Source organism: Limnospira platensis NIES-39 (assembly GCF_026000695.1).
GTDB lineage: Bacteria > Cyanobacteriota > Cyanobacteriia > Cyanobacteriales > Microcoleaceae > Limnospira > Limnospira platensis.
Map to the genome: position 1 here is coordinate 4,141,433 of NZ_AP026945.1, position 16,141 is coordinate 4,157,573.

15 protein-coding genes are annotated in these 16,141 nt (G+C 44.3%); 10 read left to right on the forward strand and 5 right to left on the reverse strand.

The window, feature by feature from the left end; all coding sequences use genetic code 11:
• Positions 1-198: 198 nt before the first annotated feature.
• Complete coding sequence (locus N39L_RS20525) at positions 199-702, forward strand: hypothetical protein (protein WP_006618205.1); 504 nt, start codon at positions 199-201, stop codon at positions 700-702.
• A gap of 77 nt (positions 703-779) precedes the next feature.
• Here the strand turns inward: N39L_RS20525 and N39L_RS20530 are convergent, their stop codons facing one another.
• Positions 780-2,222 (reverse strand): hypothetical protein, encoded by a 1,443-nt coding sequence (locus tag N39L_RS20530; protein WP_006618204.1) that lies wholly within the window; start codon positions 2,220-2,222, stop codon positions 780-782.
• A gap of 292 nt (positions 2,223-2,514) precedes the next feature.
• Entirely contained in the window at positions 2,515-3,174 is a 660-nt protein-coding gene (locus N39L_RS20535) for a DUF2301 domain-containing membrane protein (RefSeq protein ID WP_014276217.1), read from the reverse strand.
• A gap of 79 nt (positions 3,175-3,253) precedes the next feature.
• On the opposite strand from N39L_RS20535, the gene N39L_RS20540 reads away from it, so the two are divergent.
• Positions 3,254-3,922, forward strand: a complete 669-nt coding sequence (locus N39L_RS20540; protein WP_006618202.1) for a calcium-binding protein — start codon at positions 3,254-3,256, stop codon at positions 3,920-3,922.
• A gap of 82 nt (positions 3,923-4,004) precedes the next feature.
• On the opposite strand, the gene N39L_RS20545 is transcribed toward N39L_RS20540, so the two are convergent.
• Positions 4,005-4,754 (reverse strand): DUF561 domain-containing protein, encoded by a 750-nt coding sequence (locus N39L_RS20545; protein ID WP_014276218.1) that lies wholly within the window; start codon positions 4,752-4,754, stop codon positions 4,005-4,007.
• 32 nt (positions 4,755-4,786) lie between these two features.
• Complete coding sequence (locus N39L_RS20550) at positions 4,787-5,605, reverse strand: creatininase family protein (RefSeq protein WP_006620122.1); 819 nt, start codon at positions 5,603-5,605, stop codon at positions 4,787-4,789.
• Positions 5,606-5,887: 282 nt separating this feature from the next.
• On the opposite strand from N39L_RS20550, the gene N39L_RS20555 reads away from it, so the two are divergent.
• The 3 genes from N39L_RS20555 (at position 5,888) to N39L_RS20565 (ending at position 10,136) form a co-directional block, all read left to right on the forward strand.
• Positions 5,888-8,155, forward strand: coding sequence for a tetratricopeptide repeat protein (locus N39L_RS20555; protein WP_050856785.1), 2,268 nt, complete (start codon positions 5,888-5,890; stop codon positions 8,153-8,155).
• Positions 8,156-8,244: 89 nt separating this feature from the next.
• Positions 8,245-9,081, forward strand: coding sequence for a glycerophosphoryl diester phosphodiesterase membrane domain-containing protein (locus tag N39L_RS20560; RefSeq protein ID WP_035736773.1), 837 nt, complete (start codon positions 8,245-8,247; stop codon positions 9,079-9,081).
• 224 nt (positions 9,082-9,305) lie between these two features.
• Positions 9,306-10,136, forward strand: coding sequence for a hypothetical protein (locus tag N39L_RS20565; protein ID WP_014276221.1), 831 nt, complete (start codon positions 9,306-9,308; stop codon positions 10,134-10,136).
• A gap of 2 nt (positions 10,137-10,138) precedes the next feature.
• On the opposite strand, the gene N39L_RS20570 is transcribed toward N39L_RS20565, so the two are convergent.
• Positions 10,139-10,567 carry a hypothetical protein gene (locus tag N39L_RS20570; protein WP_006620117.1) on the reverse strand — a complete coding sequence of 143 codons (429 nt, stop codon included), beginning with the start codon at positions 10,565-10,567 and terminating at the stop codon, positions 10,139-10,141.
• A 67-nt stretch (positions 10,568-10,634) separates the two neighbouring features.
• On the opposite strand from N39L_RS20570, the gene N39L_RS20575 reads away from it, so the two are divergent.
• The 5 genes from N39L_RS20575 (at position 10,635) to N39L_RS20595 (ending at position 16,123) form a co-directional block, all read left to right on the forward strand.
• A complete protein-coding gene (locus N39L_RS20575; RefSeq protein ID WP_014276222.1) occupies positions 10,635-10,955 on the forward strand; it encodes a hypothetical protein in 321 nt (106 codons plus the stop codon).
• Positions 10,956-11,006: 51 nt separating this feature from the next.
• Positions 11,007-13,139: a pentapeptide repeat-containing protein gene (locus tag N39L_RS20580; RefSeq protein ID WP_014276223.1), complete on the forward strand. Its 2,133-nt coding sequence runs from the start codon at positions 11,007-11,009 to the stop codon at positions 13,137-13,139.
• Positions 13,140-13,298: 159 nt separating this feature from the next.
• On the forward strand, positions 13,299-14,450 hold the full coding sequence (locus N39L_RS20585; RefSeq protein ID WP_014276224.1) for a DegT/DnrJ/EryC1/StrS family aminotransferase: 1,152 nt from the start codon (positions 13,299-13,301) through the stop codon (positions 14,448-14,450).
• Positions 14,451-14,523: 73 nt separating this feature from the next.
• Positions 14,524-15,429: a cyanoexosortase B gene (gene crtB, locus N39L_RS20590; RefSeq protein WP_014276225.1), complete on the forward strand. Its 906-nt coding sequence runs from the start codon at positions 14,524-14,526 to the stop codon at positions 15,427-15,429.
• Positions 15,404-16,123: a cyanoexosortase B system-associated protein gene (locus N39L_RS20595; protein ID WP_014276226.1), complete on the forward strand. Its 720-nt coding sequence runs from the start codon at positions 15,404-15,406 to the stop codon at positions 16,121-16,123. The genes crtB and N39L_RS20595 overlap by 26 nt, the downstream gene beginning before the upstream one ends.
• Positions 16,124-16,141: the final 18 nt, after the last annotated feature.

Here is a 16,141-nt window from a genome sequence, read left to right on the forward strand (position 1 = left end):
TATTCTAGCGTTAAGGGGGACGAGCTACCAAAAATTGTTCACAAAAATTTAGTAAATTCAGTTGTGATTGTCCCCGGCATCAGGCCCATTGATGATTAACCACAGCATTATGGTGCATTTCCCAACATTAACAGGGGATCATGAAACCTAGTGACTAACAGAATTGCGGCCGTATATCCAATAATCTAATCATCATATATGAACTACCTAATTGCTGTTTTACCCGATCGCATTCAAGCTGAGGCTGCCTATTTAGCTTTAGAAAAAGACGAAATCCCTATCAGTCAAGTAAGTATTTTAGGCAGAGGATACAAAAGCGCTGATGAGTTTGGCTTGATTGACCCCTATGATCCTGCCCGCAAACAGGTTAAACTGATGGCTAGTTGGTTGATTCCTTTTGGGTTTGTGGCGGGCTACACTTTCAGCTTAATCACCGGGCTTAATACCTTTGCTTGGGCGGGGGAAATTGGCGATCATTTCATCGGTGGTATTCTGGGCGGTATTTCTGGGGGACTCGGTAGCATTCTCGCTGGCGGCGGGGTAGGCTTGATTATTGGGGGTGGAGATGCTGTACCCTATCGGAATCGCCTTAATGCTGGGAAATATCTAGTGGTGGTTCAAGGTTCGGAAACTTTAGTCCGTAAAGCTACCCGCACCCTCAAACAATTTAACCCGGAAAATATCCAAGGTTATACTACCTGAAAAAAAACAGGATGCTACAGCTTGCCTAGCTTGCACAGCCAGCTAATCTTAACCTGTGCAAGCTGTTATTTTGGCAATTAGACGACAGTTTTATCCTTATATATTGGGTATGCTTGACGGCAAATATTGACAAATTGCTTGCGTCCTCGGTAAGCACACCAGGCAAAAATAACGAGAGTTTGCCCACTTAGTAAAATGGATAATTTCCCAGTTCCTAGGGCGACAGAAATTATCAGAAATGTAAACAAAAAGCAGCGGAAAAGTTCTCCCGGAAAATCTATCCATTCGGAGTGTTTACCGACTCGATAAACAATATAGGCGATCCAGCGGGCTAAAACTTGAGAAGCAAATAACATAATACCTATGCTATTTGTGGTAGTTACCATCAAAAATCCAAAACATTTACTTGCTTGCAACCCGAAATATAGCCAAATTCTGGTTTGTTTATCAAGGCGGTTATAACTCCAAAAAAGACCAAATACCAAGCCCAGAAAGGTTAGCCATAGGATACCATCTAAAGCCATAGATCTGAGTAGGGATAAATTGAGAGTTGCTGAGGTTAATTGAAGTTTGATCACCTCCAATAAGAAAAGTCCAGGGGTTGCCAAAATTATCGCCCATAACCAAACCTGCGAGAGGTGGACACGATTTTTGTATTTTTGATAGGTGGGGGTGAGAGTAGGTTTTTGCTCAAAAGTTTCGGCGATGATATCATTATCTACATAGCCATACTCGTAGATACACCAAAAAGATAAAAGCAAAAACAGCATCATGATTGATTGTAAAGCTGGATAAGGACTTATCCAAGCGATCGCCAAAATCAAGACTAACCAATCATCTGCGATAATGTTCTTGATAAAATATTTTTGGCCGGGGCGCTTACCACGTTCGAGATACAAAAATGGAATATAAGCATCAGCCATAGCGGGGACATATTGAGCATCGAGCCACTGCACGAGATAGGGTGATGCCACTGCATCCAATAATACCTGATCATCTGTGGAATCTGTAATCACGGCGGCATTGGCGATTTCTTCGTCAGTTAATACTGCTTTAACTAACTCATACTTTCCCCGTTGACGATCAACTCCTCCCTGCCAAAACCGACAACTAATGACAGCATCAGGACAAAATTGGAAATTCTTAATAATGGGATTGATAATTAGATCAAAACCGAGGGTAGCAATGACTATTTTTGATGGGAATTGTTCCAGGAATTTTAGTATCAGTTCCTGGTTGATATAATCATGAGCAAGTTTCTTGGCTTTGTGTTGCCAAAAAATTAAAGTCCATGGAAAAATTAGGGTGGAAATAATTACACGACACCAATCCCTTGATTGGTTTCCTTTGAGATGTCCGGGTAACCAATTCCAAGGCTTGAGAATATCTAGGGCAATTAATAAAACAGCCCCCAAAATTTGAGGCTGCAAAGAATTGAGATATTCTTCTGTTGAGTTTCGCAAAAGAAGCGTTTCGTCCAAATCTACAATTACAAGTTTTCCTTGTAGTTCCATGGACATTGGGTCCGGCTCTATTGTTTCCATAAGTTTTGATAATTGATCAAGAAAATTAGATTTACGGTGGAGTAAGCATTTGAGGTATTCGGATGGACTTGGATGAAATTACGGATGTTACCATAATCAAATATATACGATCATGGACTTGGTGGCCATGGCAGTCAAGAATAATTTACGATCGCCTTTATATGGAGATATCCTGCCCCTAGCTAGGGAAAAGGGCAGGTTGCTAATATTGACTGGTTATGTTTGACAACGGGCTTCTAGGGGCTGCTAGTATTGGGGTTAATTATACTTAATTGTGCGATCGCTGTTGGTGGAGGTAATCAAATACACTTTTATCGCCAATATCAGAAGGAATGGCTTGGAAACACTTGCGGAGGGCAAAAATCCCAAATTGAATAGCCCAGAAAAATAACAAAAATTTCTGATTGATCACTGTCCACACTCCCGCCATATATCCCAACAGTAATAGGGGGACTAGGGGAGTTAGCAGCTTGGTTTCCATGCGATTAAAACAAAAAGCCTCCTTAAAGTAAATTCCTGTTAGGGCTACAAATGTAAAACCGACACCAAATAAGCTATATGGCTGATTATAAACGGTGACGGCTAAGGGTTCAGGATCTGCGATCGCCACTACTAGGGTAGCAATACCCCCCATGAGCCAACAAAACTGAAGGAATCTGTGTAAAATAATCAGATAGATATGAATTGTGAACAGGCTAACCCCTAAAGCTAACCAGAACACAAGATAAATAGGGGTCAGCAGTTGCAGGACTATGGGGTTGTGTGAGTCCCATATTACTAAAGCAGTCCCTATACCAAAGCAGAGGGCGGCGATCGCCAAACTAACTCTATATACTAGGACTCCCTGGCGATCGCCATCAGTGATGGTATACTCACCAAACTGTCCTTGGTATATCTGTGGCTGAGATGTTGATACGGTTTGAGTCACAATTTTAGTCTCCTGTTGATTATTAGGATCTATCCAGAACAAATTAAAGTAACTTCTGTTGTTCACTAACCCAAATATTATGACAAAATTTCAGAAAAACTTAAAATCGGCCTCGACTCATCTCGATCCGTCTCACCTGGAGGGGATTCAAATTGATGAGACGATTACTTTTAATATCCGTAGTGGTAACAGTAGAGACCGATTCGAGCTAACAGAAGATCCCCGTTTATTGATGTTTGAACACATCAAACACTTGAATCTAAGTGATATTGAAGGTCTCGAAGGTCTTGATGACTTATACATGGATTATGTTACCGATGATGACCTAGAAAAGGCGGTAGCCAAGACTAACAAAAAGTTGGGTTTCAAGGCTTCTTATAGTTTGACAAAAAAACTTAAACTATATCTGCAATACCTGAAAAAAGAAATCAAGTTACCTTGTTATGTGACCGGAAGCGATGAATTTGATTGGGAAGAAGAATATTTATTTTCTTCGGGTCGCAAAAAGGAATATCAGAAACAAAAAATCAACAATCCTTCCTATCAAGATACTTTTGAAATTTTGAGTTTTGTTGATAAATTTGATGCAGAAGATGGCTTGAAAGTGGAAGTCCGACGGGTTAGCGATGAGAAATTATTTACCCTAGTCCTAGCGGATTTAGAATGCACAGACGAAGAGTCTGATAATTATGAATTAATCGAAGATTATTCGATCTGGTTTTTAAGTAGCGCGGGAGATTTTGATTAGAGTACAGCCCCAACTGTCATCTGGTGGGCGGATAATTCCGACTGCCAAAGATAGAGACGAACTGTGGGGCTGTAAACATTTTCTAAGAGTGATAAATCCGGGAAGTATTGACAGTGGCTAATGCTTCCACCAGACTACGAACGGCTGCAATCATTGCTAATTCATTATCCAGGCGGTTGATAGCGGAACCGACACCGACACCAGCCGCCCCAGCAGCGATCGCCAAAGGTGCTGTTACACTAGAAATTCCCGAAGCGCATAATACTGGAACCGATACGGCGCGGGAAATTTCGCGGGCAGCGGCTAGGGTAGGGGCAGCTTTTTCAATCAATCCTAAAGTTCCGGGATGCACGGGGTTAGCGCTAGTTCCCCCTTCAGTTTGGATAATATCCGCCCCAGCTTCCACTAAGTCTATAGCTAATTGGACTTGTTGATCAAGTTCCAAAATATGGGGAACTGTTACCGATAGGGTAATCTCAGGAAGTAGCGATCGAGTTTGACGGGTCAATTCCAAAACTTCGGGAGCTTCAAAGCGCCGTCCTTGGGCGTAGAAAGCATCAAAATTGCCAATTTCAATCAAATCAGCCCCAGCTTGGACACAGGGGAGAAACTTTTCTGGTTCTACGGCTGAGACACAAATAGGTAAATGGGTCAAATTCCGGGCGATCGCCACCAATTCGGGGTCGGCGGCAATATCTACAAAGGTCGCGCCGCCTTGAGTGGCTGCTTTGACTACCGCCATGACATTGGCGCGATTGAAATTCATTAAACCGCTAATTACTTTCAGCCCTTGGCCTCGGTTAAAGGCTTGCTGTAGGGTGGAGTTGATCATTGTATTACTTAGACTCTATTTCCGATATCGATTTATTTTGACACAGAGCGGAAACACTGGGGCTGCTGAAATTTATAAATATCTGCGATCGCCTTTACCCAACTGTCTACCACCGACTCGAGTAGGCGCGTCCCCTTATCTTCTGTGGCGGCGGTTGCATCTCCCAAAACACCACTAGCGCTTAGATCCCGCGTTACCCAAGCAAAGGGCAATTTTCCCTCCATACTCAGTAAACTGTCCGAGGGTAAGCCGTGGGGAAACTCTCGCACCACCTTTTCCCGGCGTACCACATCAGGCAAAATTGATAACATCACGCTGGTTTCTATGTCTCCGGCGTGAATCCCTAATTCCAATTCTTCGGGGGAAAATAGTTCTTTGGCTATGTGGGGAACCCGCCACACAAACAGGGGAAAGACCATGAAATCTTCATGCTGTTGATGCAAGTCTCGCGCTACCATCTCTAAAATCTGGGGTTGTCCACCGTGGGCGTTCACAAATACTAATTTGCGGAACCCCGCCCGATATATACTTTCTCCTACTTCCATTAATACTGACATTAGGGTTTCAGAGGTTAAGGTGATGGTTCCCGGAAAGTGCCAATGTTCGTTAGATTTGCCATAATATAAGGTAGACAGGGCATAGGCGGGAATAGTGCGATCGAGTTTTTCTAGGGCTTTCCCGGTCACAGCCGTAGCAATGGCAGCATCGACAATTAACGGTAAATGGGGGCCGTGTTGTTCTATAGCCCCAATAGGTTGGATAATTACCGTATTTTCTCGATCGGGCATTTCCGCAATTTCTGTCCAAGTTAGGTAAGGGAAAAACCGATGAGGGGGGATAAAATTGTGCATGGTTTTCGAGGTAATTTTCACCAAAAATTTAGAATATTTTTTAATCTCAGGAAACTAGATCTTGAGCATGGTGTGCATACCTACCTAGGGACGGGGGGCATGGTGCAATCAGACTGGGTTCACAGTGGTTATGATTGATATAGACCATAGCCAAAATTTTATGCCAAAATTGACACAAGAAACTCAATGGTGAGTTCTCAATCCATAGGAAAATCAGTTAATCCATAGGAAAACCGATTGCATTTGTTATCTCCTCCATTTTATATCAAACTGTAACATATTATGAACTTAGACGATCGCTCTAAACCCCATTCCTCGAACTCCCATAGAAGTTTCAAACCTCAACGCCAGATGGAAATCATTGGTCAACTCCTAGATGGAAGGTATCGAATTGTACAAATTTTGAGTTCGGGAGCATTTGGCCAGACCTATCTAGCGGCAGATACCCGCCGCCCAGGTCATCCTCAATGTGTGGTTAAACAACTGCGTCCCCCCAGTAATAATTCCAAAATCCTGAAAACAGCCCTACGCCTATTTCGACAGGAAGCAGAAATCTTAGAAAAACTTGGAAGAAACGATCGCATTCCCCTATTATTAGCCTATTTTGAGGACAATAATCACTTCTATCTAGTGGAAGAATTTATCGAAGGACATCCCCTTCATAAAGAACTAATTCCCGGTCATCCGTGGAAAGAAGATATAGTTATCGAAGTATTAGAAGAAATCCTCAATATTTTAGTATTTGTTCACCACAACGGCGTAATTCATCGAGATGTTAACCCCTCGAATTTAATTCGCCGCAAATCAGACCAAGCCTTAGTCTTAATCGATTTCGGTTCCGTCAAAGCCGTGACTAGCCAACTGGCTGAGGAAAATAATCAACCCATGCGAACCATAGCCACGGGTACACCTTCCTATATGCCGATTGAACAATTCCAGGGAAACCCCCAATTTAATAGCGATCTATATGCTGTGGGAATGATTGCTATTCAGGCTTTAACTGGTTTAGAAGCCTCAGATTTGCCGAAACTTCAAGATCCTAGCCTATCTATATCTGGAGAAATTGCCTGGCGACAGCGGGCGCGAGTTAGTAACAGCCTAGCTAGTATTATAGATAAAATGGTGCATCATTACTATGGCAAGCGATATAAATCGGCTATTGATGCGATCGCCGAATTAAATCAACTCACCGGAAAAACTGGGTTAGTTAACCAAACTTCCCCAAATCACCCCCCTTATAAAGCACACAAACCGCGACGACGGGAAATCTCCTTAAATCGCCTATGGACTGTAGTAGGAATAGCCGCGACTGGATTAGTGGGTTTAATGGTGATATTTGGCTTATTTCAAGTGTTAAACCGTCCCGATCCCGTGAAATCAGAAGCCGCCTTAAAAAGAGGGGTAGAACGTCTGGAAGCGGGAGATCCGGAAGCGGCAATTAAGGCTTTTAATCGCTCAATCCAGCTATTTCCTGATAATAGTGAAGCCTTCCGTAAACGGGCTAATGCTTACTATGACCTCCAGAAATATGAACAGGCGATCGCTGATTACACCCAAGCCATTAAACTTGATCCTACTAATCCTGACATCTATTTTAACCGCAGTTTAGCATACCATCAAATGGGAGATTTTGGTAATGCTATTAATGACCTAAATCAAGTTATCCGTCTGAACCCAGAAGATACAGACGCTTTCTATCAAAGGGGGCTCGCCCATTATACCCAAGAAAACTACGAAGCCGCCATATTAGATTATACCGAAGTAATTAGGCGACAGCCCGACCATAGTGAGGCTTATCGTGCTAGAGGAAGCGCTCACGTTAAAGCTGGTAATTTACAAGCCGGAATGGCTGATTATACAGAAGCAATTAGACTCAATCCCCAGTCGGCTGCTGCTTATTATAATCGGGGTCGCGCTCGGTTTCATTTAGGAGATTATCAAGGTGCTTTAGCAGACTATAATCAAGTGATTAGTTGGGAACCAGATAATGCTGAAGCATACGGGAATCGTTGCAGTACCTACATCAATTTAGGGAATTATGAGGCGGCGATAGAAAGTTGTAGTAGATCCATTCAATTAAACCCCACAGCTATGGATTATAATAATCGCTGTATTGCTTATCTGAATGTGCAAAATTATGATGCAGCTATTGGAGATTGTACTAAGGCGATTGAGTTAGAACCTAATAATTCTAAGGCTCACAGTAATCGGGGGTTAGTTCACTCTTTGGCTGAGGATTATGAGGCGGCGATCGCAGACTATAGCCAAGCCATTAGTCTTAATCCTAATGATGCGGAATCATACAGTAACCGGGCTCAGGCTCATGCTGAACTTGGTAATTACTCTCAGGCGATCGCAGACTACGCCCAAGCTATTCGCATCAGGCCTAATTTAGCTGGTGCTTTTTATGGTCGCGGAATGGTGCGAGCATCTTTAGGCGATCGCCGAGGTGCCATCAGTGATTTTGAACAGGCTGGAAAACTGTTTTTAGAGCAAGGTTTGACCGGGGGATTTCGGGATTCTCAATATCAAATTCAGCGATTACAGTAACCTGGTTTTGATATAGAATTATCCCAGATATTGGTTTGTAATTTTGTGGGACATTGGCCAAATTCTCTAACTCTATCTATAACCTAGCCATGACTAATCAATACCCTCAACCCTCTTTAAATATCAGTGATGTGATCATTGCCGGATTTCGCATCTATCGAGACCATTTTAAACAATACTTTACTATGGCGTTGGTCGGCTGTTTATGGCTGATTGTTCCCGTTTATGGTTGGGCTAAATTTCTCGCCACTTTAGGAGCGATCGCTCGTTTAGCCTTTTTTGAAGTGAGCGAACGCCCAGAAGCCCCATCAGATGCTAAACGCTACACTAACAAACGCCAATGGAGTTTTTTCGGACAATTACTCCTCGTCGGATTAATTCTCATTGGTATTGTCATCGGTTTTAGTATGATTCTTGGTGCAGCCATATTCATATTTATGAAACTGAATTTTGAGAGTTTTTGGTTATCATGGTTAATTTTTTTATTGGCAGTATTTGGGTTTATCATCTTATACCTGGGGTTTATATGGATATCAGCCCGTCTGTATATATGTGACGTGATTCTCGCATTAGAAGACCAGACAAACGCCAAAAAATCGGTTAGAAAAAGCTGGGAAATCACCGAAGAATCAGAGTTTCAAATTATGGGGATTTTGATAGTCGCATTTTTAGCAACTTTACCCTTCCCCATAGCTACTCGGTTCATTTTATTAATCAGCCGATTACTTATCAATTCCCTAGTCACGGCTGAGGTAGCAGTTTGGCTGAATTTATTAGTTGTATCCGCTGTGTTAATTTCTATGGGGGCGCTGACTCTCCCCTTTTTCAAATCCATTAAAGCCGTGATTTACTACGACCTCATCAACCAGCATAATCAGGATGAACAGAATTTAGTCACAGATAACCCAAAAATATTAGAAATCTGAAGGTGTTTGTGAAATTTTGTTTAAGAAAATCGCCCGAATTACCTAATTGCTGTACAATCCCCACCATAGGAATTTTCGGGCTGGTCAATTAAAAGCAGATTCCTGGCTTCCCCCCCCTAGGTAACGACGAGCAGCATTTTTTACTTTGGTGAAACCAAGGAGACCAAGAATCTGTAATTTTGGAGACAGTCAAAAATCCTATAGCTGCATCTCTAAATTGAGTCATGACTAATAAATATGCTCACAAATCCCTAAACTTGGCTGATGTCATTAGTGCCGGATTTCGCATCTATCGAGACCATTTTAAACAATACTTTACTATGGCGCGGGTCGCCTTGTTATGGCTGATTGTTCCCGTTTATGGTTGGGCTAAATTTGCCGCTACTGTAGGAGCGATCGCTCGTTTAGCCTTTTTTGAAGTTAGCGAACGCCCAGAACCAGGAGCAGATGCTAAACGCTATACCGACAAGCGAAAATGGAGTTTTTTAGGGCAATCAATTCTGGTACTATTGATTCTTATTGGGGCTTTTATAGGTTTAAGCATAGCTATGGGAATAGCCGGATTCTTGGTATCTATGCTGCTGAATCCAGAAAATTGGGTGTCATTATTACTAGGATTTTTATTAGGAGTAGTGGCATTTGTCATGTTTTATATAGGCTTGATGTGGATATCAGCCCGCCTGTATATATGTGACGTTATTCTAGCCGTAGAAAACCCGATGACCGCCACCGGAGCCATTAGTAAGAGCTGGAAAATTACCCAAGAATCAGCATTAAAAATTATCGGGATTATGATAGTCGCACGTCTAGCCACCTTCCCGGTCAGGATTGGGGGTCAGTTGATTATGACAATCAGCCGAGCAGTTATCAGTTCAATTTTCCCGTATGACTTAGCAGCTTCGATAAATTTCTTCATTATGTTGGATGTGTTAATTGCTATGAATGCGCTGATTATGCCGTTTTTCCAAGCCATTACAGCCGTTATTTACTACGATATAATCAGCCGTAATGGTAAAAAACAGAATCTAGTGACAGATAGCCCCAAAAGCCAATAAATCTAGGGCTTACGGTCAGAAATCGAAAGGCTATAAGGATGTTGAGACTGTTGGCGATCGCCAATAAAAATCCGATAAGTTCCCCGAGTACCATAACCAGAAAACTGTAACATAGACCCAGAGGGACTCTCCGGGAGTACACAATAGCGACCAGCCGGACCATCAATCAGTAAAGTAGGAGCCCCAGCCGTCTGTACAGTAATACTCCAATATGGTAGATCCTGAGTCACATCAAGAACATGATTAGGACTCTCAGCGATCCAACCACAGTCTCGGCTATTAGAACTTCCCCCCGAAGTTCCCGATAAAGTGACAGCCACCCCAGGGGAAACCGATCGCCTGTCAGCCAAAACCGACTGCGCCGACCCCAGAAACAGGGAAACCCCCAGCAGTCCCGCTGTTAAAACTTGACCCAAGTTAATATTAGTCATAACCCACCCTCTTAATCTCCTTGTACAATGGTAAAGCCTTGTTTTATATCCCCGGAGGAGAAACCCCTTGAACTACCAAGACGACCCGAAAATCAATCGTCGCCTCGAGCAACTCGAAGCCGAAGTTAACCCCAATGCACCCGTAAATCCCACCCCCTCCGACTTAAACAGCAGCCTAAAAACCCTATATGGTCAGTTGATGGCGCGGTTCAAGAGATTACCCAAAGCCGGACAGATCGCCATAGCCAGTGTGGGAGTCATCGCCGGGTTAGCCCTATTAAAAACCCTTGTCGAATTAATTTCCTTAGCCATAAGTCTTGCGGTAGTCGGGGTGATAGTGTACATAGGTTATCAAGTATTCAAATCATCCCAAAAACCCAAGATTTAAAGAAGTTCCGTAACCCATCATCAAAGATTCAGACAAAGGCAATTATTAATTATGGCTAGTCCGACTGCAAACCGACCCAGCATCGACCAACCAACCCCCACCTGGCAAAAACAAGCCAAACAACTCCCGTTTTGGGTGCGTCGCTGCAGTGCTTGGGCGGTGGAGATGTCCCTAGTAATCGTGGGGGGATTAGCCCCATTTACCATTGGTGCAATTTCCAATCGTGGTCCCGTGTCAGTCCCCCTCAACCCAGTAGTCAGAGGAACAGCCGAAACAGTGGCTGCTACCTTGGGACTACCAATGCGCGATCGCCAGCCCAGTGTATCTCCATTGACGAATTTATTTTGGTCTGGTGCCTTAGTTTTGCCAATAGCGATCGCCTCCTGGCAGCTTTATCTATTGTCCACCACCGGACAAACCCTTCCCAAGCGCTGGTTTGGGGTTCGTGTAGTCAACTCCAGACAACTCCCCCCCGGATTTTCACGGATTATCGCTAGGGAAACCATCGGGCGTTGGGGCATTCCCGTCGGTATAGCATATATAGTTTGGCAAGCCACAGGCGCATTCCCCAATCTCCTGGTAATGATGGGATTATCGGGAATTATGATCGCAGCCGACGGACTAATGGGGCGGCGCTTCCACAGTCGCACCGGACACGATTTGCTGGCTGGTACTTATGTACAACCGGCCGCCACTTCCTTCTTTACCAATCCATTCACCTCCTACGACTGGGAAGAAGAAAACCAATCGGTCAAGGCGATCGTCTTAATCTCTAAGCCAAAACTCCCAGAGTGGAATTTATGGCAATGGATGCGACAATATCCTGGCTTAACCCTAATTATCGTCGGTAGTGCCAGCATGGCAGCCGTTTTGGGAACCTTTATCGGCACTCAAGTCTATATTCAAAATCAAGCCAACCTTCGCGCCTCCCAAAATCAAGATAACGAAGTATTTCTCGCCCTGGTGGGTCGCCTTTCTCCCGCCGCCAACACCGACCCCGCACAACGGCGGGGAGCAATTTTAGCTTTAGGAACCCTACAAGACCCCCGCGCTGTTCCCCTACTGGTGGATTTACTCGGTCAAGAAGATGACCCCATATTGCTAGAGGTGATTCAACAGGCTTTGGTGAGTACAGGTCCGGTGGCTTTACCAAATATCCGCAAACTTAATCAAGCCTTGAGAAATGACCTCGATTCGATGAGGTTTGGGGCGGACCAACGGCAAAAACGTATTGTTTCCCAACGACAGCAGGCTACTCAAAGGGCGATCGCCAAAATTCTCAAAGTCTATGGCGGTTTTATCCAACAAGCCGATCTTAGTCGTGTTCATCTCGGTCAAACTACCACCCCTCCCGCTCAGTTTACCCTCGTACTAGACCAAACTGACCTATCTGGCATCAGTTTCCGCAGTGCCATCATGACCCATGCCAATTTCCGCAATAGTCGCTTTGCTTCACCTGGACCTGATGGACGTTTTAACACCTTTGACGACTTGATATCAGACCTCAGCGGCGCTGATTTGACCTCTGTTGACCTGACAGGCGCTTTTATGAGTCCCGTCATCATGCGACGCACTAACCTGTTAAACGGCACCCTAGACCGCGCTAATTTATCCAATGCTGATTTGAATGGCAGCAATTTTAGCAGTGCTAGTCTGATTGGCACTAACCTAGAAAATGCTAACCTAAAAGAAGCTAGTTTGACCGGAGCAGATATCACTAACGCTAATCTGTCACGCTCAGACCTCAAATTAGCCCGCATGAGTCAGATTAACGCCCAGGGAACCCAATTTATGTTTGCTGACCTCCGGGAAGCAGATTTACAAAGGGGTTCCTTATCGGGCGCTGATTTCCAAGGTGCTAATCTTCAGAATGCTAACCTCAGTCAAGCTCAACTCACTGGCACTAATTTTAGAAACGCTAGGCTACAAAATGCTAACCTGAGTAATGCTGACCTGAGTTTAGTTAACCTACAGGGTGCTAGACTACATGGCGCAAATTTTGAGGGGGTGACTTTTGTGGTTAATCGGGAAACTCGCACTGATGAGTTTATCGAAGAAACCGCTCAGGGTACCACCTCAAACCGAATGCAGGGGGCCGATTTTTCCCGTGTGCAAAACTTGAGTGATGCTCAAATTACCTATATCTGCAATCAAGGCGCAATTCATCCTAATTGTGAGTCCTGAAAGGGCTAAATAATTGTCGGGGTGGGTTTGGCGGTTTGGGGGTGGCGGATTCAGATCACTTCTGAACCCCCCCCAAACTTAGGCAGTATTTTGGTTAAATTTATCGGCTAACTTAACCGTCGAAATAGACACCCAAATTGTTCCATATTGGCTAAAATTATGACCAATTCTATAGCACCTATTCCCTTTGTTGATTTATCGTTTCAATATCAGGAACTTACCGATGAGATTGAAAAAGCAATTCATGCAGTAATTGGACGCGGAGATTTTATCCTGGGACGCGCCCTACAAGAATTTGAGGCAGATTTTGCGACAGCCTGTGGTGCTAAATATGGCGTGGGTGTCGCCTGTGGAACTGATGCGATCGCCATAGGTTTACAAGCCTGTGGCGTTAAACCAGGGGACGAAGTTTTGGTGCCAGCTAATACCTTTATTGCAACTATTATTGGTATTTTGCAAGCCAGAGCCAAACCCGTTTTGGTAGACTGTGAATTAAGCACAGCTTTAATTGATATAGCCGCCGCTGAAAGAGCCGTGACCGCCAAAACTAAGGCGATTTTACCAGTGCATCTATACGGTCAAATTGTCACCCCTAGCCAACTGCTCGACCTAGCCCTAAGTCATAACTTAATTGTATTTGAAGATGCGGCACAAGCTCATCTGGCTACCTGCGAAAACTATCGAGCCGGTTCTATCGGTCGCGCCGCCGCCTTTAGTTTCTACCCTAGTAAAAATTTAGGGGCTTTTGGTAGTGGGGGTATGGTGGTTACTTCCGATGAAACGGTCGCTAAACAGGCGCGAATTCTGAGGAATTATGGCGCACCGGAAAAATATGTGCATACGGAACAGGGGACTAACAGCCGCTTAGATACTATACAAGCAGCGGTTCTTAACGTCAAATTGCGTCATTTACCAGGGTGGAACCGCGATCGCAATTTAGCAGCCGAACAGTATGATGTTCAATTAATGGTGCTAAAAGAACATGGTATTATCCCCATTTACAACTACAGCGAAGGGGGTCATGTTTATCACCTGTATGTAATTCGTGTTACCGAGGAATGTTCCCTCACTCGCGATCAGCTACAGGCTAAACTAAATGAATTAGGGGTGCAAACAGGCATTCACTATCCCATCCCCTGTCACCTACAACCCGGTTATACTGATCTGGGATACAAAGCTGGAGACTTTCCCAAAACTGAAACCCTCAGCCAGCAGATTCTATCTTTACCCATGTATCCTGGGATTACCAGTGATCAGATTAATCAGGTAGTTGCAGCTATTCGCACCGCCTTGGGTCTTAAAAAAGATTAGGTGCGAGATGTTCGCGATTAAATAGGGATCATTAAATCAGTGGGAATGTTGCTCGATTACACAATTAAGGCTTATGGAAACTCAACCTAAAATTCCTGTGGCGATAGAGCGAAATCTATTTATCGGATTGGCGATCGCCTTGTTGGTGTTATTATACGCCCCTTTGCTCCTGCATTGGTACGATGGCTGGCTCAACAAAAGCATTAGCATCGAACATGAATATTTTAGCCACGGCGTAATTGGTCTACCCTTCGCGGCTTATATCGCTTGGAATAACCGCCAACAGTGGAACAAACTACCCAATCAACTGCACCCCTTGGGGGGAGTATTATTAGGACTCGGTGGCGTTCTCTACCTCAGTAGCATCTCCGATTTAGTCAATCTGTCCTTTCCGATAATTTTAGCCGGACTCTGCCTGTGGCTAAAAGGAATACCTGGGTTAAAATTACAGGGGATAGCCTTATTGTTTGTGCTACTGGCAACCCCTAACTATATCCCCTATCTGATAGAGCCTTTAGCCCTGCCTCTACAAACCTTTATCGCCAATATGGCGGGATTTGTTCTAATTCAGTTTAACGTCCCGGTGACGGTAGATCAAATCTATCTCTATGTAAATGGACAAATTGTTGAGGTTGCGCCACACTGTGCGGGACTGAAAATGCTATTTACGAGTCTGTATGTCGGTTTAATGTTATTGTACTGGACGGGTGCGATCGCTTCGAGAACCAAAACCATCCTATTTTTAGTGGCAGCCGCTTTAACCAGTGTTGTCGCTAATATCATCCGCAATACCCTGTTAACCCTGTTTTTCGGAACAGGTAATCAAGAACTTTTTGATTGGCTTCATGAAGGGTGGGGAGGAGACCTATACTCTGCTTCCATGTTGGGTCTATTGGTTATTCTGATGAAACTAATGCAGTATTATTTCCCCGATCAACAGGAATCCGAAGATAATGGACAAATCAGCCCCGAATCTTGAACCCACCAGCCAGGACACCCCCAAACTACAGCTAAAACCCTCTCAATGGGTACTGTTGGGATTTCTGCTACTCCTATTTTTGGTAGGGACTCTTCCCGGTTTCTTTCGGGGTAGCTGGTCTTGGTCAGATATGCCCGATATTCAAGCCCTCCCTCAACTGCAAACCATTCGCCGTGAGGGTTTGACTGTACCCGGGTGGGAAACTACCAGTCACGATACCATTCAAGTGGGGGCGAGGAGATGGTCTTTACAGACCCTCCAACAAAATGATACCGAAGTCCTGGTATTGCTGTTTCCCCAAAACTACTATAAAGACCAGCCCCAAGTCGAATGGATGGATTTGCAAGGGTTACAGAGCCTCAGAACTGACTCCTATCGTGCCCTGCAATTGAGCCTAGACTCCCCCCAACCTGTGACAGTTAACGCGAGATTTTTTCGGGCTTGGAACCCCCGCCAAACCTATGCCCTTGTACAATGGTACGCTTGGCATAATGGCGGATCTCCTGCACCCAGCCAGTGGTTTTTTGCCGATCGCCAAGCTCAACTAAGAGGCGATCGCGCCCCCTGGGTAGCTGTCAGTATTATGATTCCTATAGAACCTTTAGGTGACATAGAAACAGTGGCAACTATAGCTCAATCCCTCGGTCAGGATATCCAAAAACAATTGATGACCACGATTTTTCAGCCACAATAAACAGTTATCCAAAGTTGT